Source organism: Micromonospora sp. DT46, assembly GCF_049841735.1.
Lineage (GTDB): Bacteria > Actinomycetota > Actinomycetes > Mycobacteriales > Micromonosporaceae > Micromonospora > Micromonospora reichwaldensis.
This window is the reverse complement of the sequence record NZ_JBNCKW010000002.1, coordinates 471,787-495,780: the sequence shown is the minus strand read 5'-3', so window position 1 is coordinate 495,780 and position 23,994 is coordinate 471,787. Positions and strand designations below refer to the sequence as shown.

The following is a 23,994-nucleotide window of genomic DNA, read 5'->3' as shown; positions in this document are numbered from 1 at the left end:
GGGTGCTCCGATGACCCCGGCGCGCAACCACCTGGTGTGGGACTGGAACGGCACCCTGCTCAACGATTTGAGCCTGGTGGTCGCCTGCACCAACGCCGCCTTCGCCAGCGTCGGCGGGCCCGCCGTGACCGCCGACGAGCACCGGGTGCGGTTCCGCCGGCCGATCGCCGACTACTACGCCGAGGTGCTCGGCCGGGCGGTCGACGACGACGCGTTCGGCCGGCTGGACCGGATCTTCCACGACGCGTACCGCACCGGGCTGACGACCTGCGAGCTGGCGCACGACGCCACGGTCGCGATGGCCGCCTGGCCGGGCAGCCAGTCCCTGCTGTCGATGTGGTTCCACGAGGAACTGGTGCCGACCGTGCACACGTACGGGCTCACCGGGCACTTCGTCCGGGTGGACGGGTTGCGGGCGAGCGTCGGCGGCGACCGCAAGGCCGAGTCGCTCCGGCGGCACCTGACGGAGCTGGGCGTGGACGGCCGGGACGCGGTGCTGATCGGGGACTCCGTCGACGACGCCGACGCCGCCGTGTCGGTGGGGGGCCGTGCCGTCCTCTACACCGGCGGGTTCACCGACGCGGCACGGCTGCGCGCCTCCGGCCACCCGGTCGCCGACACCCTCAGCGAGGCGGTCAGCCTGGCGGCCACGCTGCCCTGACCGGGCCGGCGGCCGTCCGCGCGCTCGCGGCAGACCGGCCTCCGTCCGCGCCCGGACGGCAGGCCGGCGGCCGGTCCGTGCGCTGGTGGCAGGGCCGGGCGGCGGGTCAGTTGCGCAGGTAGGCCAGCACGGCCAGGACCCGGCGGTGCTGCTCCGTGTCGGGCGGGAGCTGGAGCTTGGTGAAGATGTTCCGGACGTGCTTCTCGACGGCGCCGTCGGTGACCACCAGGGTCTTCGCGATCGCCGTGTTGGAGCGGCCCTCGGCCATCAGCGCGAGCACCTCGCGTTCGCGCGGGGTGAGCTCGCGCAGCGGGTCGTCGCGCCGACGCCGGGCGAAGAGCTGGCCGACCACCTCGGGGTCGAGCACCGTCCCGCCGGCAGCCACCCGGTCCAGCGCGTCGAGGAACTCGTCGATCGCGGCCACCCGGTCCTTGAGCAGGTAGCCGATCCCGCCTCCGCCGCCGCCGGTGGTGGCGAGCAGGTCGTCGGCGTACGACACCTCGACGTACTGGGAGAGGACCAGGATCGGGGTGCGGGGCACCAGGCGGCGGGCCTCCACCGCCGCGCGCAGCCCCTCGTCGGTGTGCGACGGCGGCATCCGGACGTCGACGATCGACACGTCCGGCCGGTGCGCCACCACCGCCACCACCAGCGCGTCGCCGTCGGCCACGGCGGCCACCACCTCGTGCCCGCGCTCGGTGAGCAGCCGTACCAGCCCCTCCCGGAGCAGCACCGCGTCGTCCGCGATCACGATCCGCATGTCCTGTTGTCTACCACGTACGGCTCACAGCGGGAGTTCCGCGCGGATCTTGGTGGGCCCGCCGGCCGGACTGACCACGGAGAGCCGGCCCCCGGCGGAGCGGATCCGGTCGGCGATGCCGACCAGCCCGTGCCCCTTGGCCAGGTGGGCGCCGCCCTGCCCGTCGTCGTCGACGTCGACCTCCAGCCGCCCGTCGTGCCGGGCCACGGTGACCTGGCACTCGGTCGCCCGGCTGTGCTTGGCGACGTTGGTCAGCGCCTCGGACACCACGAAGTAGGCGGTGCTCTCGACCGCCGGGTCGAGCCGGCCGGCCGGGTTGGCCAGTTCCGGGTCCACCCGCAGCTCGATCGGGATCAGGCCGCGCCCGGCCAGTGCCGCCAGGGCGCTGGGCAGTCCCCGGTCGACCAGGATCGGCGGCGCGATGCCCCGGGACAGGGCGCGCAGCTCGGCGAGCGTCTCCCGGGTCTGGGTGACCGCCTCGTCCAGGGTGCGCCCGGCGGCCCCCGGGTCGGTGGCGAGTTGCTGGCGGGCCCGGCTGAGGTCCATCGCGAGCCGGACGAGGCGCTGCTGCGGGCCGTCGTGGATGTCCCGCTCCAGTCGGCGCAGCGCGCTCGCCTCGGCGGAGACGGCGGCCCGCTTCTGCTCCTCCAGCACGGTGATCCGGTTGCGCATCTCGGCCACGCCGGTGAGCAGGGCCCGACCGAAGCCGGCCTGCAGCAGCGCGCAGCCCCGGGCCACGATCGGCAGGGTGATCAGGAAGAACAGCCCGATCGCGGTGTGCAGCCCGATCCGGACGACGGTCGAGTCGCCGAGGCCGAGGAGCTGGGGGAGGCCGACGTCCTCCGGGTCGCCGTGCGGCAGCGTCCAGTCGTACGCCCAGTAGAGGGTGCCGGCGACGGCGCCGGCCCACCAGACCAGCGTGACCACGAAGGTGACGATGGCCACGATCAGCTTGAGGATGCCGTGCGCCAGGTCGAGCCAGGACTGCGCGTCCCCCATCGGCACGAAGATCCGCCGCCAGGCGCTCGCGCCGGGCTCCGGGAGCCGGTACTGGGGGCGGATCCGGGCCTGGTGGAGCACGGTGGGCAGGCGGAGGCGCTCGATGTCGGCGAGGCCCCGGGCGGCGTAGAGGGTGCCGCTGAGGATCGGCAGGCCGATCACCGTCACGACCAGCCCCAGCCCGGCGGCCAGGCCGACCAGCAGGACGACGAAGCTGGCCAGGGCCAGCGGGAGGCCCAGCAGCACGTAGCCGGAGTCCAGCAGGAGCTGTCGGGAGATGGTCGGCGCCGGCACGGGCTGATCGGCGGCGACGGGTACGGCGGTCATGTCAAGAGGCTAGGCAGCGCGGGGCCGCCGACCCATCCCGTCGGCCCGCCTCTGCGGCGTAGGGCTGGCCCTACCGTGACCGGATCGTGGGCGAGCCGTGGGCCGCGCGATTGGTCAGAGAAGTCGTAATTGAGCAATAATCGGCGCTACCGGCACCATCGCCACCGCCCGGAGGCCGGGCGGTGGCCGGCGGCGGCCACTGGATCGATCTTGCGGAATGGAGGGGCTGGTGAAGCCGCGTCGCGAGCTATCAAGATCGCGATTTGTGCACGCGTTCACAAGCGCCTACTCTGTAGTTCCGACGCGCCCTGCTAGCACAGCCGGCAATCTCGGTCGCCAGCGGGGATCCCGAAACGGCCGGCCGCCCGAGTTGGCCGAGGATCGCACCGCACGGAGTCTCATGAGTCAGCACCGTCACCCTGGCGCGCCCGGCCGAGCCGGTGCCGTACCGGCGCTCCCGGATCTGCCGGAGGCGACCGTCGCGCGGCTCCCGGAATACCTCCGTGCCCTGCACAACCTCGCCGAAACCGGCCACGAGACCGTGTCCAGCGAGGGGCTGGCCAGCGCCGCCGGCGTGAACTCCGCGAAGCTCCGCAAGGACCTCTCGCACCTCGGCTCGTACGGGACCCGTGGCGTCGGCTACGACGTGGCGCTGCTGGTCGACCAGATCGAGTACGTGCTCGGGCTCACCCAGCGGCGGGCCGTCGCCCTGGTCGGCGTGGGTAATCTCGGTCACGCCCTCGCCGGCTACGACGGCTTCGCCAGCCGCGGCTTCCGGATCGCCGCCCTCTTCGACGCCGACCCCGCCCGGGTCGGCGAGGAGATCAGCGGGCTGGTCGTCCGGCACATCGACGAGCTGCCCCGGGTCGCCGTCGAGGAGGCCATCGCCATCGGCGTGATCGCCACCCCGGCCCCGGCCGCCCAGGCGGTGGCGGACCAGCTCGTGGCCGTCGGTGTGACGAGCATCCTGAACTTCGCCCCGTGCGTACTCTCGGTTCCGGAGGGGGTCGACGTGCGCAAGGTCGACCTCGCGATCGAGCTGCAGATCCTGTCCTTCCACGAGCACCGCAAGGCATCGCTGACCGCGCTGCCCGCCACCGGTGGGTCCGCCCTGACCGCCCTGCCCGGGGGGCTCGCCGTCACCGACCCGCAGGAGGCGATCGGCACGTGAAACTGCTCGTCGTCGGCGCGTCCTACCGCACCGCTCCCGTCGCCACGCTGGAGCAGCTCGCGGTCGGCCCCGCGGACCTCACCCGCACCCTGGACCGCCTGGTCGCCCAGCCGTACGTGACCGAGGCCGTGATCGTCTCCACCTGCAACCGGGTGGAGGTCTACGCCGCCGTGTCCGGCTTCCACGGCGGCCTCGGCGACATCTGCGCGGTGCTGGCCGACCAGGCCGGCTGCCAGCCCGCCGCGCTCGCCAACCACCTCTACGTGCACTTCGACGCCGCCGCCGTGGACCACGTCTTCCGGGTCGCCGCCGGGCTCGACTCGATGGTCGTCGGCGAGGCGCAGATCCTCGGCCAGCTCCGGGACGCCTACCATTCCGCGACCGGGGCCGACACCGCCGGGCGGCTGCTGCACGAGCTGATGCAGCAGGCGCTGCGGGTCGGCAAGCGGGCGCACGCGGAGACCGGGATCGACCGGGCCGGCCAGAGCGTGGTGACCGCCGCGCTGGAGCTGGCCGCCGGGCACCTCGACGGCGACCTCGCCGGCCGTCCCGCGCTCGTGGTTGGCGCGGGCGCGATGGGGTCGCTGAGCGTCGCCACGCTGTCCCGGCTGGGCGCGGGGCCGCTCACGGTCACCAACCGGGGCGCCGACCGGGCCGTCCGGCTGGCCGAGGCGTACGGGGCCAGCGCGACGCCGATGGCGGAGCTGACCACCGTGCTCTCCACAGTGGACATCGTAGTGGCCGCCACCGCGGCCACCGAAGCGGTCCTCACCCGTGACGTGGTGACCCGGGCGCTCGCCGGGCGCGACCCCGGCCGGGGGCCGCTGGTCCTGCTCGACCTGGCCGTGCCGCGCGACGTGGAGGCCGGCGTCGCCGAGCTGCCCGGCGTCGAGGTCATCGACATCGACCGGATGGCGACGCTGCTCGCCGACGGGCCCGCCGCCGCCGACGCCGCCGCCGTCGAGCGGATCGTGGCCGGCGAGGTCGACGCCTTCCTCACCTGGCTGCGCGGCGCCGACGTGGCGCCCACGGTGGCCGCCCTGCGTGGCCGCGCCGACGACGTGGTCGGCGCCGAGCTGCGCCGGCTCGCCCAGCGCCGCCCGGACCTCACCGACGACCAGCGCGCCGAGGTGGCCCGGACGGTGCACCGGGTGGTGCAGCGGCTGCTGCACCAGCCGACCGTGCGGGTGCGCCAGTTGGCGGCCGAACCCGGCGGCGACCAGTACGCGGCCCTGCTGCGCGAGCTGTTCGACCTCAAGGTGCCGCAGACATCCCCGGTCGACAGCGTCCCCGACATCGTGGCCGGCGACGCCGCGCCGCCATTCGGCCTCGCCGACCTTCCGCCGCCGTTCGGCCTCGCCGACGTCCCGCCGCCCGTCGGTCACGCCGACAATCTGCCGTCGACGGGTTCCGCCGACGTCCCGCCCCTCGGAGGTGAGCGATGAGCACGCCCCTGCGCCTCGGTACCCGGGGCAGCAAACTGGCGATGGCCCAGTCCGGCCACGTCGCGGAGGCCCTGACCGCCGCCACCGGCCGGCCCGTCGAGCTGGTCGAGGTGGTCACCGCCGGCGACCGCTCGTCCGCGCCGGTGCACCGGCTCGGCGTCGGCGTCTTCGTTTCCGCCCTGCGGGACGCCCTGACCGCCGGCACCATCGACTTCGCGGTGCACTCCTACAAGGACCTGCCCACCGCGGCGGCGGCCGGGCTGCACATCGCGGCGGTGCCGATGCGGCAGGACCCGCGGGACGCGCTGGTCGCCCGGGACGGCCGGACGCTCGCCGAGCTGCCCTCCGGCGCGACCGTGGGCACCGGAGCGCTGCGCCGCATCGCCCAGCTGCACGCCCTCGGGATGCCGCTGGAGGTCACCCCGATCCGCGGCAACGTCGACAGCCGCCTCGCGCGGGTGCTCGGCCCGGAGGCCGACCTCGACGCGGTCGTCCTGGCCCGGGCCGGGCTGGCCCGGCTCGGGCGTACCGACGTGATCACCGAGACGCTCGACCCGATGCTGATGCTGCCCGCGCCCGCCCAGGGCGCGCTGGCGGTGGAGTGCCGGGCCGACGACACGGACCTGGTCGAGCTGCTCACCGTGCTCGACCACGCACCGTCCCACGCCGCGGTCACCGCGGAACGGGCGCTGCTGGCCACCCTGGAGGCCGGATGCTCCGCCCCGGTCGCCGCCTACGCCGTCGTCGCCGAAGGCGAGCCAACCGGCTCGGGCGTCGAGGGTGACTTCGTCCAGGAGATCTATCTGCGCGGGGCGGTGATCAGTCCGGACGGTACGAGAGACCTCCGGCTGTCCCGCACCGGAACGCTCGCCGACGCGGCGGAGATCGGCAAGGCACTCGCCGCCGAACTCCTCGACCTCGGCGCCGACTCGATCCTCGGCCACGATGGACACGCCGGCCCGGGGACCCAGCAATTTGGGAGCACAGAATGACCCGCACCCGTAAGCCCGTAGGCCGCATCGCCTTCGTCGGGGCCGGTCCCGGCGACCCGGGCCTGCTGACCCGCCGGGCGCACGACGCTCTGGTCGACGCCGACCAGGTGGTGTACGACCGGGGAGTCCCCGAGTCGCTGCTCGACGCCGTCCGCGCCCAGGCCAGGGAAGACGCCCAGTTCACTCCGGCGGAGGGCGCGCCGGGTGACGTGGCGAAGGTGCTGATCTCGGCGGCCCGTTCCGGGCTGAACGCGGTGCACCTGGTCGCCGGCGACCCGTTCGGCCACGATTCGGTCGTCAAGGAGGTGCAGGCGGTCGCGCGGACCGCCGCACACTTCGAGGTGGTTCCCGGGGTCGGCCAGGCCGAGGGGGTGGCGACCTACGCGGGCGTGCCGCTGCCGGGCGTACGGACGGCGGCCGACGTCGAGGACGTCAGCACGCTGGACTTCGACGCGCTGGCCGCAGCCGTCGGCCGGGGCTCGCTGGCCCTGGCCGTGGACGCCGGCGACCTCGCCGCGATCCGCGACGGGCTGCTCGCGGCCGGGGTGGAGGGCACCACCGGCGTCGGGGTGACCGGCGACGGCACCGGCGAGACGCAGTACACCACCACGTCGACCGTCGACTCGTTCGTCGCGGCGGCGCTCGGCTTCACCGGCCGGGTGGTCCTCACCGTCGGCGAGGGCGTGGGCCAGCGGGACAAGCTGAGCTGGTGGGAGAACCGGCCGCTGTACGGCTGGAAGGTCCTCGTGCCCCGCACCAAGGAGCAGGCCGGCGTGATGAGCGCCCGGCTGCGCGCGTACGGGGCCATCCCCTGCGAGGTGCCGACGATCGCGGTCGAGCCGCCGCGCACCCCGGCCCAGATGGAGCGGGCGGTCAAGGGCCTGGTCGACGGCCGGTACGCCTGGGTGATCTTCACCTCGGTGAACGCGGTCCGCGCGGTCTGGGAGAAGTTCGCCGAGCACGGCCTCGACGCCCGGCACTTCGGCGGCGTCAAGATCGCCTGTATCGGTGAGGCGACCGCCGACGCCGTCCGCGCGTTCGGCATCCAGCCCGAGCTGATCCCGTCGGGGGAGCAGTCCTCCGAGGGGCTGCTCGCCGAGTTCTCGCCGCACGACGAGATCCTCGACCCGGTCGGTCGGGTGCTGCTGCCGCGCGCCGACATCGCCACCGAGACCCTCGCCGCCGGGCTCACCGAGCGCGGCTGGGAGGTCGACGACGTGACCGCCTACCGGACGGTACGGGCCGCCCCGCCGCCCGCCGAGATCCGGGACGCGATCAAGTCGGGTGGCTTCGACGCGGTGCTCTTCACGTCCAGCTCGACGGTGCGCAATCTGGTGGGTATCGCGGGGAAGCCGCACGCCCGTACCGTCGTTGCAGTGATCGGGCCCAAGACGGCGGAGACCGCGACGGAGTTCGGCCTGCGGGTCGACGTCCAGCCGCCGCACGCCTCGGTCCCCGATCTGGTGGAGGCGCTCGCCGCCTACGCCGTCGAGCTGCGCGAGAAGCTCGCCGCCATGCCGGCGAAGCAGCGCCGTGGCTCGAAGGTGCAGGGGCCGACCGCCCTGAGGTTCCGGTAGTCGTAGCAGGAGGTCCGTGATGCCGTACCCCGAGATCCGGCCCCGCCGGCTGCGCCGCAACGCGGCCATCCGGCGGCTGGTCTCCGAGACCCGCGTCGACCCGGCCGAGCTGGTCGTGCCGATGTTCGTCAGGGAGGGGTTGACGGAACCGCGGGCGATCGCGTCGCTCCCGGGGGTGCTCCAGCACTCCCGGGACTCGCTCCGCAAGGCCGCGGCCGAGGCGGTCCAGGCGGGCGTCGGCGGGATCATGCTCTTCGGCGTGCCGGAGCGGCGGGACGCCACCGGCTCCGGTGGGATCGACCCGAACGGCATCCTCAACGTCGCGATCCGCGACGTCGTGGCGGAGGTGGGCGACGCCACTGTGGTGATGAGCGACCTCTGCCTGGACGAGTTCACCTCGCACGGCCACTGCGGCCTGCTCACCCCCGACGGTGGCGTCGACAACGACGCGACGCTGGAGGCGTACGCCGAGATGGCGGTCGCCCAGGCCGCCGCCGGGGTCGGTGTGGTCGGGCCGTCCGGCATGATGGACGGCCAGATCGCCGTGGTACGCCGGGCGCTCGACGCCGCGGGCCACCAGGACGTCGCCGTGCTGGCGTACGCCGCCAAGTACGCCTCGGCCTTCTACGGCCCGTTCCGGGACGCGGTGGAGTCGGCCCTGGAGGGCGACCGCCGCACCTACCAGCAGGACCCCGCCAACCTGCGGGAGTCGTTGCGCGAGGTCGAGCTGGACGTCGCCGAGGGCGCCGACATGGTGATGGTCAAGCCGGCCCTGCCGTACCTCGACGTGGTGTCGGCGGTCCGCGCGGCGGTGGACGTCCCGGTCGCCGCCTACCAGGTCTCCGGCGAGTACGCGATGGTCGAGGCGGCTGCCGCCAACGGCTGGATCGACCGGGAGCGGGTGATGCTGGAGACGCTCACCTCGATCCGCCGGGCCGGCGCGCAGATCATCCTCACCTACTGGGCGGTCGAGGCCGCCGGACTCCTCCGCCAGCGCTACTGACCCAACCCGCCCCAGCGCGACCCGCCCCGGCGCGGCGCGGCTTGGCCCAGTGCGGCGCGACCCGGCGCGGGCTGGTCCTGCCCGGCGCGGCCCGTTCGGGCGCGCCCTGATCCGGTCCGACCCCTTCGGTCTCCGACCCGGTCGGGGCAGCGGAGCGGGCCGGCTTCGAGTAGACGCCTGCTCCGCATGTCAGAATTCCTGACAGTAACGCTGAGTACTCGACCTGCGCCCCGGATCCCACCGCCCTCCGGACGCTTTGCTCTGCATTCCCATATGCGCCAGTAACCCATAGTGCCTGTTGCGTATGGGGATGCAGAGCAAAGGGCGTGCAGAGGTTCGTCGCTCCTGAGGAGGGCCCACACGGAAGTCGCTGGTCATGGCGTTGTGGCCGTCAGCGATGGTGATCGAGGGTCGTTCAGGGCCGGATTCTCCATCACTTAGCGTAGGCAGCTGCGGAAAGACCGCTCCTGTTACAGCGCGTTACTGCCTGGCTGAATGCGCCCAGGGGTGTGGGGGAAGGACCGGTCGTCGGTTTTCCACAGGTGGCTGAGTTATCCACAGGCGCAGCGGGCGGGATTGCGGGAGAGGCATCGCAGCCGGGAGCGTGACGGGATGACCGAGCTTCCCGCCCAACCGGAAACTGACCGGGATCCCGACCGTCCGGCTGGTTCCGACCAGTTGTCCGGTGCCGCGGGGCCGTCGGGTGCCGTCGGGCCGTCGGGCGGCGTTGGGCCGTCGGGTGCCGTCGGGGCGTCGGGCGGCGATCAGGCGGTGGGTACCGATCAGGGGGCGGGATCGCGCGAGCCGCCCGTGCTGCTGACCGAGCCGTTCGACACCCCGTGGCCGGCTGCGGGCATCGTCCGGGCGGTCCGGCGGCATGCCAGCCTCAGCCAGCGGGAGCTGGCCCGGTGGGCCGGGGTGAACCATTCCACCGTCGGGCGGATCGAGGCCGGCCGGATGGTGCCGAGCATCCTGCTTCTGCGCCGCATCATCGGGGTCGCCGGGTTCCGGCTGGCCGTCGTCGACGAGTTCGGGCGGGTGTTGAAGCCGATGCGGGACTGGCAGGACACCCGCGACGGGGCGGGGCGTCGCTACCCCTCGCACCTGGACACCATTCTCGACCCCGAGCCGGGCGAGTGGTGGGCGGACATCTACGGGCTGGCCCGCCCGCCGGAGACGTTCTACCGCGACCGCCGGGTCCGCGACGCCATGCGGCGGCGCAGCCAGTGGGAGGTGCGGGTGGCGAAGTACCGCAGCGTGCCCCCGCCGCCGCGGGTGCCTCCACCACCGCGCGTGCCCCCGCCGTCGCGGCTGCCCGGCCCGGGCTTCCCGTGGTGAGCGGACGGCCCGCCGGCCAGGACGTTCCTGGGCGGCGGGCCGTCGGGTGGGCTCCGGTGTGACGTCAGTCGTCGTCGGTGATGGTGCCCACGGCGAGCGGATCGGCCAGCCGCAGGCCGGGCACCCCGGCCACGACCAGGTTCACCTTCTCGTCGGCCTCCCGCTTCCGGTCACCGCGTACGGTCACCGGGAAGGCCAGCGACGTCTGCCCGGCGGCCAGGACCTTGCAGCCGACGTACGGGTCGTAGTCGGCGCCCGCCTGGGCCGTGGTGCCGTAGGTGGCGGCGCAGAGCAGCACCGGCTGGGACAGCGGGCGCGACACCGTGACCGTGTAGGTCAGCGGCCGGGTGCCCCGGTCGCCCTCGACCACCGACGCGTCGCCGACGCTCAGCGACGCGCGGGAGCGGAAGCGGGCCACCTGCGGGTCGTGGTCGCTGGAACCCCGGCTGCCGTCGGCCGCGTGGTCGGCCGGCCAGTCGGCGTTGACGTGCGCGGCCCGCATCTGCACCAGGTCCCGGTGCAGCGCGCCGTTCACGAACAGGTGGTCCAGCGTCTGCGCCTGCCCCTCGAAGCTGTACGAGTAGGCGGACGACGGCGCGTCGGCGAGCAGGTCGTCCCACAGGTTGCGCATGCCCGCCTCGTACAGCGGCCCGAGCTGGTCCGACGGGGTGGGATCCGCCGCCGTCGCGATGGGATCGTCGGGGCGGGGGAAGACGTTCAGATCCCCGCCGTAGACCACCCGCGCGTGCGGGTCCGACGCCTCGATCGCGGTGACGATCGCGGCCCCGTACGCGGCCTGCTCCCGGCGCTGCCCGACCCGGCTGTCCGGCCCGGACGAGTAGTGGTTGCTGGCGGCCCAGAGCGTGTACCGCTCGGCGGAGCCGGGCGCGGCGGCGACCGTGAACTTGCCGAGCTGCGGCGCGCGGGTGAAGACGTTGTTCCCGTCCTTGCCGGTGGACGTGTCCACGTCGTCCGGAAGCACCGCGTTGAGCGCCTTCGGGTTCTGCACGTCCGCGTTGCCCGGCAGCGCCGCCCCCCGGTACTGAACGGTCGGCGCCGAGCCCAGCAGCGGGTCGCCGGCGGTGGGCGCCGCCAGCGACACCCGGTCGGTGCGGAACAGGAACGCCGCGGTGATGCCCCGGGCGTCCGCGCCGGTGCGGTCATACGCGGCCTGGTAGGCCGGGCCACCGGCGGCCGTGATGGCCAGCGCCAGGTCCTGGAGGCTGTCCGGCGCGCCGTCGGCGTTGTCCGTGCTGCCGCAGACCAGCTCGGTGCCGGAGACCGAGCAGATGTCCTGGTCCTCGGCCTCCTGCACCAGGATCAGGTCCGGGGAGTGCAGGTCGGTGGTGATCTGGTCGGCCAGCGCGACGAGCTGCTCGCGGTACTCCTGCTCGCTGCCCGGGACGTAGTCGAACGGCGGACGCACCCCGGTGCAGCCGGCGTTGCCGGCGAAGTCGCAGCCGTCGAACGGGTCGTCACGGTAGTCGTACAGGTTCTCGACGTTGTAGGTCGCGACCGCGACCTCCTCCGACCGGTTGGCCGGCTTCGGCGGGTTGTTCGTCGACGGGTCGGCCCCGCCCGTGAACGCCACCGCCTCGACCTGCACGCCGTACTTTTCGAACGAGTAGTACAGCCCGCCGACCGCGTCGGCGGTCAGCGTGTCGAAGGTGCGCGCGGGCGGGAGCAGCGTGGCGCTGTCGCCCGTGGTGCCCTTCACGCCCATGCTGCCGAGCAGGACGCGCTGCCCGTTGCCGTCGTCGAAGCGGCGGCCCGGGTCGTTGTCGAGCGGGTGCGCGTCCCGGAACACCCGGCGGGCGTACGGGTCGGCGCGGTCGAGCAGCGGGTCGTCCCGGTCGATCACGAAGATCTCGGCGTCGGCGGTGGAGGCGAAGACGTTGCGCCCGCTCACCGCGCCGCTGCCGGCCCGTACGCGCAGCCGGGCGCCCTCGTGCCGCTCGAAGAAGCGCTGCGCCGCCGCCACCTCGACCGGCGGCACCGCGTCGGTCACCTGGACCTCGGCGTTCACGTCCACGCCGGAGGCGACCCGGCGCACCAGCGACGCGCCGGAGAGCTGGGTGAAGTTGAAGTACTCGGAGACCCGGGCGCGCAGCACCACCTCGTCGCCGACCGTCGGCACGTAGCCGCCGATCAAAGAGGTGAACGAGCCCATGAAGACGAAGATGCCGTCCGAGCTGGTCGGGTCGCCGTCGGTGGCGTCCCTACGGCTCTGCAGGAAGAACCCGTGCTGGTCGCGGCCCGACGAGTCGCGCGCGAGGGTCCGCTGGGTGATCACGCCGCGTACGTCGTACAGCGTGCTGCTGGTCCCGTTGCCGGAGACCGGCGCGAGCGGCGACCGGTCGGCGGGGCCGGACTCTGCGTCGGTGGTCGGGCCCTGCACCTCGCCGACGGTCAGCTCCCGGGTCACCTGCACGGCCAGGGTGCAGGTGGCGGTGCCACCGTCCGTGTCGGTGGCGGTCAGCACCACGGTGTACGCCCCGGCGGCCAGGTCGGGGCTCGTGGCGACCGTGGCGCGGGCGGTGCCGCCGACCGCGTCGGCCGGGGTGACCGCCGAGCGGCTGACGGAGCCGGCGGCCGGGGTCGGGTCGACGGAGGTGACCGCCAGGTCGACGATGCGGTCGTCCGGGTCGGTGGCGGTGACCTCCCGGGTGGCCGCCGTGCCGACCGAGGTCACCAGCGCCGGGCCGCAGGTGAGCGTGGCGGGCGCGTCGACCGGTCCGCCGCCGTCGACGACGTGCGCGCCGAGGCCGTCGAACGTGTCCACGGGGAAGCCGGCCCACTGCGCGGCCGGGTCGAACGCGTCGGAGGGGTCGGTGTCGCCCGAGGTCACGGCGGCCGACCGGCGCAGCGTGTTGTCGGCGGTGCTGGTGACGCCGGTGCCCCACTCGGTGCCCGGGTCGACGCCGACCTGGCCGATCGAGTCGAGCACGATGCCGCCCCGACGCAGCACGATCGCGTCGTCGCCGTTGAACAGGCTGGCACTGGTGGTCTGGTCGGCCCGGTCCAGGATGCCCGGCGCGGCCGAGGCGGCGGCGAGGACGAAGGCGTCGCCGGCCGCGACGGTGCCGGTGAGGGCCAGGTTCGTCGGCGTGGTGGAGCCGTTGAAGTGCAACTGGAGCTGGTAGCCGCCGGCGGCGAGGTCGACGGCGGCGCCGGTGCCGTTGAACAGCTCGATCGCCTTGTTGTTCGACGAGCCTTCGACGTACTCGGAGATGAAGAGTTCGGTGGGCGCGGCGCTGGCCGCGGTGGGTGCGACGCCGACAGCCGCGACGGTCACGGCGGCGGTGGCGGTCGCGAGCGCGGCAAGAGTGCGGCGCGGGCGCATGAGGCCTCCACGATGGGTGGATGGGGAACTAACGCACGTTAAGGGTCGGTGCTGACCGCCGTCCATCCCCCACCGGACAGTTTCGTGAACGTTCCGGTCAGCGTCCGGCGTCGAGGCGGTGCACCAGCTCGGCCACGTCGATGCTGTATTCGCACCACTCGCGGTCCGGGCGGTAGCCCAACTCGGCGTTGACCTTGAGCATGGCCTCGTTGGCCTGCGCGTTCCACGTCTGCACCTCGGTCAGCTCCGCCTCCGCCGAGCGCAGCTCCATCAGCATCCGGGCCTTGATCGCCCGGTCGATGCCGTAGCCCCGGTGGTCCTGCACGACGATGGTGTCGTACTGGTCGGCGCGGGTGGGATGCTGGACCGGCACGACCACCTCGGTCAGCCCCGCGACCTCACCGGTCTGCTCGTGCAGGGCGAGCACGATGTAGGGCTTCATGCCCCGCCGGTGCAGGCAGTCCAGGCTGTCGCGCAGCCGCTGCGGGTCGTAGGAGCTGGGGCGCAGCTCGCCGTCCTCGACGTCGCGCACCTCCGCCTTGGCCCGCGCGTACGTCTCGATCAGCTCGTCCGGCGGGCCGCCGGGGTGGAACTCCAGGTGGTAGCCCGCGCCGATGCCGGTGGCCATCTCGGACAGCTCGGCCCAGTCCACCCCGGACAGGTCCAGCACGCTGCGGGTCTCGACGTACTCCTTCGAGAAGCCGAGCGACTCGTAGAAGGCGACGGCCGGCGTGTCGCCGACCACCTCGACCCCGATCGACTGGAAGCCCTCCTGGTAGACCCGCCTGGCGGCGGTCAGGACGAGGTCCCGCCCGAGGCCCGTGCGCCGCTCCGCCGGGTGCACCAGCACCTCCAGCACCCCGATGTCACCGAGCAGCAGCACGTGCACGTGGCCCAGGATCGCCCCCGGGCTGCCGTCGGCCGCCGGCTCCGCCTGGGCGACCCAGGAGATCCGCCGCTCGCCGGGCATCACCTCGGCGAGGTATTCCCGCATGGAACTCTCCCGCCACGGCGGGTCCTGCGGCAGATCGGCCGCCAGGACCGCGTTCAGCGTGTCCAGCAGCGACGCGATCTCGACGGACGACGCGGTCCTGGGGTCCCACTCGCGCACCATCACCCGTCTAGCTTGCCGCTAACCGCTGCCCGGGGGAAGTGTCCAGTTCTCCAATGTATGCAGACGATCACTTCACGTGCGGCTCGCCTGTCCGTACCGGTTGGCGGTGTCGTAGACATCCTGGGCGTACCGGCGGACGTCGTTGTAGGACAGGATCGCGTTCCACCAGTCGGCGGGGATGGTCAGGTTCCGGCCGCCCTTGCAGAGGTAGTTGCCGGCGGCGAGGGCGGCGTCGTCCAGGTCGTGCGGGTCCTTGACGCCGTCGTTGTCGGCGTCGGCGCCGATCTCCTGCCAGGTCGTCGGGATGAACTGCATCGGCCCGACCGCCCGGTCGAGGACCGGGTCCTTGTCCATCACGCCGCGGTCCGTGTCGGGGATCCGCATCCGGCCGCCCTGCCCGTCGAGCGGCAGACCGATGATCTCGGGCAGCGCCTTGCCGTCCTGGCGGAGCGTCGCGTTGTTGGCCTGGCCGTGCCCCGACTCGACGAACCCGATGGCCGCCAGGGTGGTCCAGCTCAGCCCGCAGCTGCGGTTGGTCTGGGCGAGCACCACCTCCGCGTAGCCGTACGCCTGCACGGCCACCGGCGAGATGCCGACCTTCGGCCCGACCTGGGCGGCCCAGCCGGCCAGCGCGTCCGACGGCCGGCCGGTGACCCCGCCGGGGAGTGGACCGGGCGGCACCGTCCCGCCGGGCAGCACCGTTCCGCCGGGCAGTGGCGTCTGACCGGGCAGCACCGTGCCGCCGGGCAGTGGGGTCCCGCCGGGCAGCGGCGCCTGCGGAACGGTGGTCGGCGCGGTGGAGGTGGCGTCGACCGCGACCGGACGGGGTCCCCGGGCCGTCGCGGGCACCAGCAGCGCACCCGCCGCAGCCGTCGCCGCGACCAGGGCGAGCAGGAACACCCCGGGCAGGGTGAGTCGCCCGCTGGGCCGCCGCGACCAGTCCCGGGTCGCGCGGGCGGCGCCCATCGCGACGCGGTGCGGCGGCCGGCGTACGGCGTGCGCGAACTGCACCCGGCGGCGCCGGGGCCCGGTGGCCGGTTTCGTGGCGGGCACGTCGACCTTCGTCTTCGCGAGGTCGCCCGCGCCCGTGGCCGACGCGGCGCCGGCGTCGTCACCGGTCTTCGCCCCGGGCCCGGTCGTGGAGGCCCCGGCCGCGCCGCCGGCCTTCGTGTCAGGGCCGGCTGCGGTTCCGTCGTCCGGCTTCGCGGCCGTGGCGGCGCTGTCGCCCGGCTTCCCGGTCGTGCCGGCGCTGTCGTCCGGCTTCCCGGTCGTGGCCGGCTTCGCGTCGGCGGCCGGCCCGTTGCCCGACTTCGCCTCTTCCGCCGACTGCGCCTCTTCCGCCGGCCTCGCCTCTTCCGCCGCCTTCGCTTCGGCGGTGGGCTCGGTGACCGGCCTGGTGCCGGTGGCCGGCTTCGCCTCGTCGACCGGCTTCGCCTTCTCGGCGGTGGCCTCGGTCGCCGGCTTGGCCTCGGTCGCGGGCTTCGTCTCGGCGGTGGCCTCGGTCGCCGGCTTGGCCTCGGTAGCCGGCTTCGTGTCGCCGGCGGCGGTGGATCTCAGCCAGGGGCGGCGGGGACGCGGCAACCGCGTCGCGGGTTCGGGCGCGGCGCCGGAACCGGCGAGCGGCCCGTCGATCGGTGCCGCCGGCCGCAGGGGCCGAAGGGTCGTCCTGTCCTCGCCGTCCACCACAAGTTGAGTATCACCCATGTCCCCCCGTACGTCAGGACCGGTCGTACCCTGGTGCCATGCCCCGGTACGAGTTCCGTTGCCGCGCCTGCGGCGACACCTACGAGGTCAACCGCCCGATGTCGCAGGCCGCTGAGCCGGCGTCCTGCCCGCAGGGGCACACCGACACGGTCAAGCTCCTCTCCACCGTCGCGGTCACCGGCCGGGGCGGCGGCGCGGCCGGTGGCGCGCCGGCGCCGGCCGGTGGGGGTTGTTGCGGCGGTGGCTGCGGCTGCTGACCTGCGGGCCCGCAGTCGGCTCCGGCCGACCGTTCTCACGATGCGTGATGGTCCGGTATCAGGCAGCATGAGTCCGACGTCACGGGCGGAGGTTCCACCATGTCGCCACGGATCCACCTTCCGAGCGGGTTGGTGACCTTCGTCTTCACCGACATCGAGGGCTCCACCCGGCTGGCCCAGCTGCTCGGCCCGGACTACCGCCCGGTGCTGCGGGAGCACCGCCGCCTGCTGCGCCGCACGATCGCCGCGACCGAGGGCGCGGAGCTGCTGACCGAGGGGGACTCGTTCTTCCTCGCCTTCCCCGACGCGACGGCCGCGCTGACCGCCTGCCTGACCGCGCAGCGGGCGCTGGCCAGCCACGAGTGGCCCACCGCCGAGGCCATGCCCCGGGTCCGGATGGGGCTGCACACCGGCTGGGCGGAGCCGCGCGACGGCGAGTACGTCAGCCCGGAGGTGCACCGCGCGGCCCGGATCGCCGCGGCCGCCCACGGCGGCCAGGTGCTCTGTTCGGCGTCGACGGCGCGGCACGCGGAGCCGCTGCCGCCCGACGTGTCCCTGCACGACCTGGGCCTGCACCGGCTGCGCGGCTTCGACGACCGGGAGCGGCTCTTCCAACTGGTCGCGCCCGGCCTGGAGCGGCAGTTCCCGCGGCCCCGCACCGCCGACGCGTCCGCGCACAACCTGCCGACCCCGGTCACCTCGTTCGTCGGCCGGCACGCCGAGCGGACCGAGCTGAAGCAGCTGGTGGAGGCGCACCGGCTGGTCACCGTCCTCGGCGCGGGGGGTGCGGGCAAGACGCGGTTGGCCGTGGAGCTCGCCGTCGACCTGGTGGAGTCCCATCCGGACGGTGTCTGGTTCGTCGACATCGCCGCGGTCACCGACCCGGGTCTGGTGGCGTTCGAGGTCGCCGCCGTGCTCGGTCTGCGTCCCGAGCCGGGCCGCCCGATGGTCGACACGCTCGTGGAGTACGCGGCCGCGCGCCGGATGCTCGTCCTGCTGGACACCTGCGACGCCCAGCCGGCCGCCTCGGCCGACGTGATCTCCCGGCTGCTCGCCGGCGGGGTGGGCGTCCGGGTGCTCGCCACCAGCCGGGAGTCGTTCGGCCTGCCGGGCGAGGTGGTCTGGCGGATCCCGTCGCTGTCGGTCGACCCGCCGGTGGACAGGGCGGAGAGCGACGCGGTCGCGCTGCTGCTGGACCGGACGGCGGCGGCCCGGGGCGGCCGGCCGCCGGATCCGGGCGAGTCGGCCGACCTGCGGCGGGTGGTGCGTCGGTTGGACGGGCTGCCGCTCGCCATTGAGCTGGCCGCCGCCCGGCTGCGGGTGCTCTCCGTCGGGCAGCTCGCCGAGCGCCTCGACGACGTGCTGGGCACCCTCGACGCGGGCCGGGAGGACCCTGACCCGCCGGTGGAGCCGGACCGGCCGGGCGGTCGGCCGGACACGGTGGACCTGGTGGCGGCGGCCGTGGGGATGGTGCCGCCCAGCCCGGCCGTCCGGGCGGTGCAGCGTTCCGCCACCGAGCGGCACCTGACGATGCAGGCCACTGTCACCTGGTCGTACCGCACGCTGGGGCCGCGCGCCGCCCGGTTGCTGCGCTGGCTGGCGGTCTTCGCCGGCCCGGTCGACCTGGCGACGGTGGAGTGGCTGCTCGGCGACGACCCGCTCGATCCGCTCTCGGTGCTGGTCGACAAGTCGATGGTGCTGGCGGAGCCGCATGCCTCGGGCAGCACCTACCGGATGCTCGACCCGATCCGGGCGTACGCGGCGCGGCGGCTGGCGGAGGCGGGGGAGGAGAGGTCGGCCCGCAACCGGCACGTGGCGTGGTCGACGCACGCGCTGGAGCGCGCCCACCTGGGCCCGGACGGGCGGCCGGTGACCCTGTCGCTCTACGTCCTCGACCCGCTCGCCGGCGAGCTGCGCGCCGCGCTGCGCTGGTGCGCCACCGGCGGCAGTGCCCGGGCCGGCCTGCGGCTGGCCGGGGGCCTCGACCAGTGGTGGCGGGAGCGGGGCCTGGCCCGGGAGGGGCGGCTCTGGCTGTTCCGGCTGTACGGGCGGATCGCCGAGACGGGGGAGCGGATCCCGGACGCCGAGCTGGCGGCGGCGTACCACATGCACTCGCTGCACGCCGGCGCGGACGGCGAGTTCGCCGAGGAGCTGCGCTACTCCCAGCGGGCGGAGGCGGCGGCCCGGCAGGCGGGCGACGCCGGCCTGCTCGCCCGGGTGCTCGCCGGGCGGGCGGCCCCGTTGGTCGACATGGGACAGTTCGCGGAGGCGGAGCGGATCTGCCGCGAGGTGATCGACTGGGCGTCCGGCCAGGAGGTGCTCGGCGACGCGCTCTTCGGGGTGTTCAGCCTGGCCGAGCTGCTCTGGCGGCGGGGCGCCCTGGACGAGGCGGCCGAGCTGCTGGGCGCGGCCCGCCCGGTGGAGGCGGCCCGCCCGGTGGAGCGGGGGCGGCGCTCGGTCGACATGCTGCTCGGGATGGTCGCCCTGGCGCGCGGGGACCTGGTCGCCGCGCACGAGCATCTCCAGGTGGCGCTGCGCTCGCGGATGAGCCACGGCTTCCACGGTCGGGCCTGCGACACGCTGAACGCGATGGCCGTGCGCTGCGCGGCAGGCGGTGACGGGCTGACGGCGGCCCGCCTGTTCGGCGCGGCGGGGGCGACCCGGGCGAGCATGCGCTGCGCCCCGGGCATCTACGGCGGGTACTGGGCGCAGCGGCAGGGGGAGCTGCGCCGGGAGCTGGGCGACGCGACCTTCGACGGCGCGTACGGCGAGGGGACCGAGCTGGGCTTGGAGGAGGCGGCGGCGTTGGCCCTCGCCGTCGAGCATCCGGACCTGGCGGTCGGCTCGGCGAGGTTCGGCGCCGGTCACGCCCGTGTGGCTCCCCGCCAGTCCGTCGCCCCGGACCGTCGCCGTCACCACACCGGCCACGCCTGACAGCGGGGTGGGACCCGCCGGTCGGGGTCCGCGTCATCGGGCTGGCCGGGGACGCGAACCCCTGGGCGTACGGGCGCGGTCAGCGCAGGGCGGCGCGGCTCTCGGCGTCGGCCTTCATCCGGGCGGCGCGGTCGATGTCGGCCTGCTGCACGGCGGCGAGCGAGCCGAAGGCCTTGACGGCCTGGTAGTACGTCCAGGCGAGGCTGGTGCAGGCGGGCCGGACGGCGGCGTTGTACGTGGCGCAGACCCGCTTCAGGTCGGCGTAGAAGGCGTCGTCGAGGCGGGCCTTGTTCGCGGAGAACCGGCCCATCGCCTTGTAGTTGCGGTAGCCGAAGTCGTGCCGGTAGCAGGAGAGGTTGAACGTGAAGCCGAGCGGGTTGTCCGGGCTCGACGAGCAGTAGTCGGTCGACCAGTTGAATCCGTACGCCGCCCAGGCGCCCTGGTTGAGCCGGCCGGAGTTCCAGGAGTTGTAGCTGGAGGCGCTCGTCTGCGTCCAACTGGAGAGGACGGACAGCTTCTGCGAGGTCGTGACGGCGGCGGCGGGGGAGGAGACCCCGAAGACGAAGAGCATCGTGAGCGCGGCCGAGGCGAGCAGGGTGGTGAGGCGTTTGGGCACGGGTACCTCCGCGGGGGATGGGCGGGCGGGACGGGGGTTACCGGCGGGTCACCGGAGTGCCGAACAGTGTCGATCATGAATGGGTCCGGGGGATGCGGTGCCCACCGACATTTGGTGACAGGCGTCGAAACAGACGAATGCCCCGGGCGCCAGGGGCACCCGGGGCATTCGGTGTCACGTCAGCGGACGAAGGCCGGCGGGCTGGCCGGGCTCTCGTTCGCCAGTCGGTCGAGCGCGGTCACGTAGTAGGTGTACCGCTTGCCGGCCTCGGCGGTGGTGTCCACCCAGGACTGCGTACGGCTGTCCGCGTCGGCGCGGACCGTGTCGACGAGGTGCGCCGCGTCGGCGAAGTCGCACCGGCCGGCCAGGCCGGTCCCGTCGAAGCGGTAGACCGCGTACGACGTGGCGGTGCCGAGCGGGCCCACGCCGTTCGCCGGCTGGAGCCAGTTCAGGCGGACCCCGTCGGACTGCCGCGCGGCCTTGGTGACCACCGGCATGAGCAGCGGCTTCTTCGGCAGGTGCGTCATGGTCGGGATCAGCGCCGGGCGGGAGTAGTGCTCGGCGGCGTAGATGTCGGTCGCGCCGAGCCGGTTGGCCCGCACCTGCACGGCCGAGAAGTGGACGTTGCCCAGGACCTCCGGGTACTGCCGGTTCAGCGTCAGGTGGTTGGACAGCTCCTGCGGGTTCATCCAGAAGGAGCCGTAGGCCGGGTCACCGCTCTTGTAGTCGGCCTGCCCGATGTAGAGCTGCACCCGGGTGCCCTTGACCACGTCCGCCCACCACGGCACCAGCCGGGTGTAGTCGGCGGCCGGGTACTGGCCCATGTACCAGTAGAGCTGCGGCACGATGTAGTCGATCCACTCCTCCTTGACCCACTTGCGGGTGTCGGCGGAGATGATGTCGTACGACTGGCTGCCGGTGGTGTCCGAGCCCAGCGGGTCGGCCGACTGGTTGCGCCAGATGCCGAACGGGCTGACGCCGAACTTCACCCACGGCTTCTCGGCCTTGATCTTGGCGTTCATCTCCTGGACCAGCAGGTTGATGTTGTCCCGCCGCCAGTCGGCCTTGTCGGTGAAGCCCCGGTTGTGCGCCGCGAAGGTGGCGTCGTCGGGCACCTGGTGGGTGCCGCTCGGGTAGGGGTAGAAGTAGTCGTCGAAGTGCACGCCGTCGACGTCGTACCGCTTGACCGCGTCCATCATCGCGGTCTGCACGAACTCGCGGACCTCGGGGATGCCGGGGTTGTAGTAGAGCCGGCTGCCGGCGACCCCGGCCGGCGGGTAGGCGAAGGTCCACTCGGGGTGCTCGCGGGCCGGGTGGTTGGGCGCGAGCTGGTTGATGTCGGCGCCGGCGCCGCCCGGGGCGGGCATGGAGACGCGGTACGGGTTGAACCAGGCGTGGAACTCCAGGTTGCGCTTGTGCGCCTCCTCGACCACGAACTTCAGCGGGTCCCAGCCCGGGTTCTCGCCGCGGACCCCGGTCAGGTACTCCGACCAGGGCTCGTGGGGCGAGGGCCAGAACGCGTCGGCGGTCGGCCGGATCTGGACGACCACGGCGTTGTGGTTGAGCCGCTCGGCGAGGTCGAGCAGCTGGCGGTACTCGGCCTGCTGCGTGGCGACGCGGTCCGGCGACGTCTGGGACGCCTTGCTCGGCCAGTCGATGTTGACGACCGAGGAGATCCACATGGCCCGGAACTGCCGCTTCGGCGTGGCCGGGTCGGTGACGCAGGTGGTGGTGGAGGCGGCGGTGGTCGCCGCGTCGGGTGCCGCGCTCGCCGGGGTGGCGGCGACGAGCGCGCCGAGCAGTGCGGCGGCCAGCCCGGCGGCTCCGAGCCGAGTTGCCTTCATGCGGTGTGTCCCTTCGTTGGGGCTCCCGTGTCAGGGGTTCATCGCGGCGCAGACGGCAAGATTCGCCGTTGACATTCTGCCGCTGGTAGGAAATTTTCACACCTCACGGGCTCTGCGCAAGAGTCTGGGCGCGATCGATCCGTCCGTCCACGCCGGCTCCCCCTAGTGGCCGGGCTCACGGGACGCGCCGTGGCGGAGCGCACACGGGGGGTGCTGGCCCGAATGGCCCGAGACGTGGGGATTGAGGGGGGTCCGCCGTGGGTAGCATCGCCGGTCACCGGCCGCCACCAGGGTGGTCCGGACGGTGGGAGGTGACCACGGTGTCCGTGCTGCGTACCAAACCGATCGGGGACGTGATCGCGCAGAGCGAGGCCGACGGCGAGAACGGCGGGCCCGGCCTGAAGCGCCGGCTCGGCGCCCGTGACCTCACCGGGTTCGGCATCGGCATCGTGATCGGCACCGGCATCTTCACGCTCACCGGCATCGAGGCCCGCGACAGCGCGGGCCCTGGCGTGGTGATCTCGTTCGGCATCGCCGGCCTGGTCGCCCTGCTCGCCGCCCTCTGCTACGCCGAACTGGCCTCCAGCGTGCCGACCGCCGGCAGCGCCTACACCTACGCGTACGCGACCATGGGCGAGATCGTCGCCTGGATCATCGGCTGGGACCTGCTGCTGGAGTTCGCCCTCGGCGCGGCGGTGGTGGCGCGCGGCTGGTCCGGGTACCTGGCCGAACTCGTCGGCCTGCCCACCGCCTGGTTCGGCGAGGAGGGCAGCGTCGTCAACGTCGGCGCGATCGGCATCGTGCTGCTGCTCGGCGTCGTGGCGATCGTCGGCATCCGCGAGTCGGCCCGGGTGACCAACCTGCTGGTGCTGGTCAAGGTCGCCATCTGCGTCTTCATCGTGGTCGCCGGCCTGTTCTTCGTGAAGGCCGCCAACCTCACCCCGTTCATCCCGCCGGCGCAGCCCGCCGACGGCAGCGAGGACGGCATCAAGCAGCCCGTCACCCAGGCGCTCTTCGGCCTGGAGCCCTCGGTGTTCGGCTTCGTGGGCGTGCTCAGCGCCGCCGCGGTGGTCTTCTTCGCGTACACCGGCTTCGAGGCGGTCGCCAACCTCGGCGAGGAGACGAAGCGGCCCCGCCGGGACCTCACCCTCGGCCTGCTCGGCACGCTGCTGATCTCCACGGTGCTGTACATCGGCGTCTCGCTGGTCGTGGTGGGCATGGTGCCGTACGACCAGATCGACCGGGGCGCCCCGATCGCGGCGGCCTTCAACGCGGTCGGCGCCGAGTGGGCCGGCATCCTCGTCTCCATCGCCGCCGTCGCCGGCCTGACCAGCGTGATCCTGGTCGACCTCGTGGCCATGGGCCGGATCGGCTTCGCCATCAGCCGCGACGGGCTGATCCCGCCGTCGATCGCGAAGGTGCACCCGCGCTGGGGCACCCCGTACCGGATCTCGGCCGTCATGACGGTGGCGGTCGCGCTGCTCGCCGGCTTCCTGCCGCTGTCGGCCCTGGCCGACCTGGTCAGCATCGGCGCGCTCGCGGCGTTCGTGATCGTCTCGATCGCGGTGCCGGTCCTGCGCCGCAAGCGCCCGGACCTGGACCGGCCGTTCCGGGTGCCGTTCTCCCCGGTGCTGCCGATCGTGTCGGCGCTGGCCTGCTTCTACCTGATGCTGAACCTGTCGGTGGAGACCTGGCTGCGGTTCGCCGCGTGGATGCTGCTCGGCGTGCTGATCTACTTCGGCTACGGCTACCGGCGCAACCGTCTCGCCCGGCGTTCCTCGTCCCCGGACTCCCGGGAACCGGCTTCCGTCTGATCCGGCTGGTCGCGGTATGGGGTTTCCGGGGAGCCCGGCCCGCTCCGGGCGGTCAGGCTTGATCCCTGCGCGGGCCGGGCTCCCCGGAAACCCTG

17 protein-coding genes are annotated in these 23,994 nt (G+C 73.7%); 10 read left to right on the top strand and 7 right to left on the bottom strand.

What is annotated here, in order from left to right; genetic code table 11:
- Positions 1 to 10: 10 nt before the first annotated feature.
- Positions 11 to 661, top strand: coding sequence for an HAD family hydrolase (locus ACLQ20_RS06585; protein WP_327029658.1), 651 nt, complete (start codon positions 11 to 13; stop codon positions 659 to 661).
- Between the two features lie 106 nt (positions 662 to 767).
- Here the strand turns inward: ACLQ20_RS06585 and ACLQ20_RS06580 are convergent, their stop codons facing one another.
- Both ACLQ20_RS06580 and ACLQ20_RS06575 read right to left on the bottom strand, forming a co-directional pair.
- A complete protein-coding gene (locus tag ACLQ20_RS06580) occupies positions 768 to 1,421 on the bottom strand; it encodes a LuxR C-terminal-related transcriptional regulator (RefSeq protein ID WP_151453395.1) in 654 nt (217 codons plus the stop codon).
- A 24-nt stretch (positions 1,422 to 1,445) separates the two neighbouring features.
- Positions 1,446 to 2,747, bottom strand: a complete 1,302-nt coding sequence (locus tag ACLQ20_RS06575; RefSeq protein ID WP_151453396.1) for a sensor histidine kinase — start codon at positions 2,745 to 2,747, stop codon at positions 1,446 to 1,448.
- Between the two features lie 400 nt (positions 2,748 to 3,147).
- Between ACLQ20_RS06575 and ACLQ20_RS06570 the strand changes: the two genes are divergently transcribed.
- The 6 genes from ACLQ20_RS06570 (at position 3,148) to ACLQ20_RS06545 (ending at position 10,273) form a co-directional block, all read left to right on the top strand.
- Positions 3,148 to 3,918 carry a redox-sensing transcriptional repressor Rex gene (locus ACLQ20_RS06570; RefSeq protein ID WP_151453397.1) on the top strand — a complete coding sequence of 257 codons (771 nt, stop codon included), beginning with the start codon at positions 3,148 to 3,150 and terminating at the stop codon, positions 3,916 to 3,918.
- Complete coding sequence (locus ACLQ20_RS06565; protein WP_151453398.1) at positions 3,915 to 5,363, top strand: glutamyl-tRNA reductase; 1,449 nt, start codon at positions 3,915 to 3,917, stop codon at positions 5,361 to 5,363. The genes ACLQ20_RS06570 and ACLQ20_RS06565 overlap by 4 nt, the downstream gene beginning before the upstream one ends.
- Positions 5,360 to 6,355 carry a hydroxymethylbilane synthase gene (hemC, locus tag ACLQ20_RS06560; RefSeq protein WP_151453399.1) on the top strand — a complete coding sequence of 332 codons (996 nt, stop codon included), beginning with the start codon at positions 5,360 to 5,362 and terminating at the stop codon, positions 6,353 to 6,355. The genes ACLQ20_RS06565 and hemC overlap by 4 nt, the downstream gene beginning before the upstream one ends.
- A complete protein-coding gene (locus ACLQ20_RS06555) occupies positions 6,352 to 7,932 on the top strand; it encodes a uroporphyrinogen-III synthase (protein WP_151453400.1) in 1,581 nt (526 codons plus the stop codon). The genes hemC and ACLQ20_RS06555 overlap by 4 nt, the downstream gene beginning before the upstream one ends.
- Positions 7,933 to 7,951: 19 nt before the next feature.
- Complete coding sequence (hemB, locus tag ACLQ20_RS06550) at positions 7,952 to 8,935, top strand: porphobilinogen synthase (protein WP_358120637.1); 984 nt, start codon at positions 7,952 to 7,954, stop codon at positions 8,933 to 8,935.
- Positions 8,936 to 9,706: 771 nt separating this feature from the next.
- The gene (locus ACLQ20_RS06545) at positions 9,707 to 10,273 is read left to right on the top strand and encodes a helix-turn-helix domain-containing protein (RefSeq protein ID WP_192581302.1); all 567 of its coding nucleotides are present in this window, start codon (positions 9,707 to 9,709) and stop codon (positions 10,271 to 10,273) included.
- A gap of 64 nt (positions 10,274 to 10,337) precedes the next feature.
- On the opposite strand, the gene ACLQ20_RS06540 is transcribed toward ACLQ20_RS06545, so the two are convergent.
- The 3 genes from ACLQ20_RS06540 to ACLQ20_RS06530 form a co-directional block, all read right to left on the bottom strand.
- The gene (locus ACLQ20_RS06540; protein WP_425854551.1) at positions 10,338 to 13,616 is read right to left on the bottom strand and encodes a lamin tail domain-containing protein; all 3,279 of its coding nucleotides are present in this window, start codon (positions 13,614 to 13,616) and stop codon (positions 10,338 to 10,340) included.
- A 97-nt stretch (positions 13,617 to 13,713) separates the two neighbouring features.
- Positions 13,714 to 14,730, bottom strand: a complete 1,017-nt coding sequence (locus tag ACLQ20_RS06535; protein ID WP_151453410.1) for a GNAT family N-acetyltransferase — start codon at positions 14,728 to 14,730, stop codon at positions 13,714 to 13,716.
- A 72-nt stretch (positions 14,731 to 14,802) separates the two neighbouring features.
- Entirely contained in the window at positions 14,803 to 16,434 is a 1,632-nt protein-coding gene (locus ACLQ20_RS06530; RefSeq protein ID WP_425854549.1) for a lytic murein transglycosylase, read from the bottom strand.
- A 38-nt stretch (positions 16,435 to 16,472) separates the two neighbouring features.
- Between ACLQ20_RS06530 and ACLQ20_RS06525 the strand changes: the two genes are divergently transcribed.
- Both ACLQ20_RS06525 and ACLQ20_RS06520 read left to right on the top strand, forming a co-directional pair.
- Entirely contained in the window at positions 16,473 to 16,691 is a 219-nt protein-coding gene (locus ACLQ20_RS06525; protein WP_151453404.1) for an FmdB family zinc ribbon protein, read from the top strand.
- 99 nt (positions 16,692 to 16,790) lie between these two features.
- A complete protein-coding gene (locus tag ACLQ20_RS06520; RefSeq protein ID WP_151453405.1) occupies positions 16,791 to 19,625 on the top strand; it encodes an ATP-binding protein in 2,835 nt (944 codons plus the stop codon).
- A gap of 79 nt (positions 19,626 to 19,704) precedes the next feature.
- On the opposite strand, the gene ACLQ20_RS06515 is transcribed toward ACLQ20_RS06520, so the two are convergent.
- On the bottom strand, positions 19,705 to 20,241 hold the full coding sequence (locus tag ACLQ20_RS06515) for a phospholipase (RefSeq protein ID WP_151453406.1): 537 nt from the start codon (positions 20,239 to 20,241) through the stop codon (positions 19,705 to 19,707).
- Between the two features lie 179 nt (positions 20,242 to 20,420).
- The gene (locus ACLQ20_RS06510) at positions 20,421 to 22,085 is read right to left on the bottom strand and encodes a glycoside hydrolase family 10 protein (RefSeq protein ID WP_151454950.1); all 1,665 of its coding nucleotides are present in this window, start codon (positions 22,083 to 22,085) and stop codon (positions 20,421 to 20,423) included.
- 311 nt (positions 22,086 to 22,396) lie between these two features.
- On the opposite strand from ACLQ20_RS06510, the gene ACLQ20_RS06505 reads away from it, so the two are divergent.
- Positions 22,397 to 23,899 carry an amino acid permease gene (locus ACLQ20_RS06505; protein ID WP_425854546.1) on the top strand — a complete coding sequence of 501 codons (1,503 nt, stop codon included), beginning with the start codon at positions 22,397 to 22,399 and terminating at the stop codon, positions 23,897 to 23,899.
- The last annotated feature ends 95 nt before the right edge of the window (positions 23,900 to 23,994 follow it).

Coding starts and splice junctions, on each gene's coding strand:
- ACLQ20_RS06555 (WP_151453400.1), top strand. CDS start 6,352: ATGACCCGCACCCGTAAGCCCGTAGGCCGCATCGCCTTCGTCGGGGCC.
- ACLQ20_RS06525 (WP_151453404.1), top strand. CDS start 16,473: ATGCCCCGGTACGAGTTCCGTTGCCGCGCCTGCGGCGACACCTACGAG.
- hemC (WP_151453399.1), top strand. CDS start 5,360: ATGAGCACGCCCCTGCGCCTCGGTACCCGGGGCAGCAAACTGGCGATG.
- ACLQ20_RS06520 (WP_151453405.1), top strand. CDS start 16,791: ATGTCGCCACGGATCCACCTTCCGAGCGGGTTGGTGACCTTCGTCTTC.
- ACLQ20_RS06535 (WP_151453410.1), bottom strand. CDS start 14,730: ATGGTGCGCGAGTGGGACCCCAGGACCGCGTCGTCCGTCGAGATCGCG.
- ACLQ20_RS06570 (WP_151453397.1), top strand. CDS start 3,148: ATGAGTCAGCACCGTCACCCTGGCGCGCCCGGCCGAGCCGGTGCCGTA.
- ACLQ20_RS06510 (WP_151454950.1), bottom strand. CDS start 22,085: ATGAAGGCAACTCGGCTCGGAGCCGCCGGGCTGGCCGCCGCACTGCTC.
- hemB (WP_358120637.1), top strand. CDS start 7,952: ATGCCGTACCCCGAGATCCGGCCCCGCCGGCTGCGCCGCAACGCGGCC.
- ACLQ20_RS06575 (WP_151453396.1), bottom strand. CDS start 2,747: ATGACCGCCGTACCCGTCGCCGCCGATCAGCCCGTGCCGGCGCCGACC.
- ACLQ20_RS06585 (WP_327029658.1), top strand. CDS start 11: ATGACCCCGGCGCGCAACCACCTGGTGTGGGACTGGAACGGCACCCTG.
- ACLQ20_RS06580 (WP_151453395.1), bottom strand. CDS start 1,421: ATGCGGATCGTGATCGCGGACGACGCGGTGCTGCTCCGGGAGGGGCTG.
- ACLQ20_RS06530 (WP_425854549.1), bottom strand. CDS start 16,434: ATGGGTGATACTCAACTTGTGGTGGACGGCGAGGACAGGACGACCCTT.
- ACLQ20_RS06540 (WP_425854551.1), bottom strand. CDS start 13,616: ATGCGCCCGCGCCGCACTCTTGCCGCGCTCGCGACCGCCACCGCCGCC.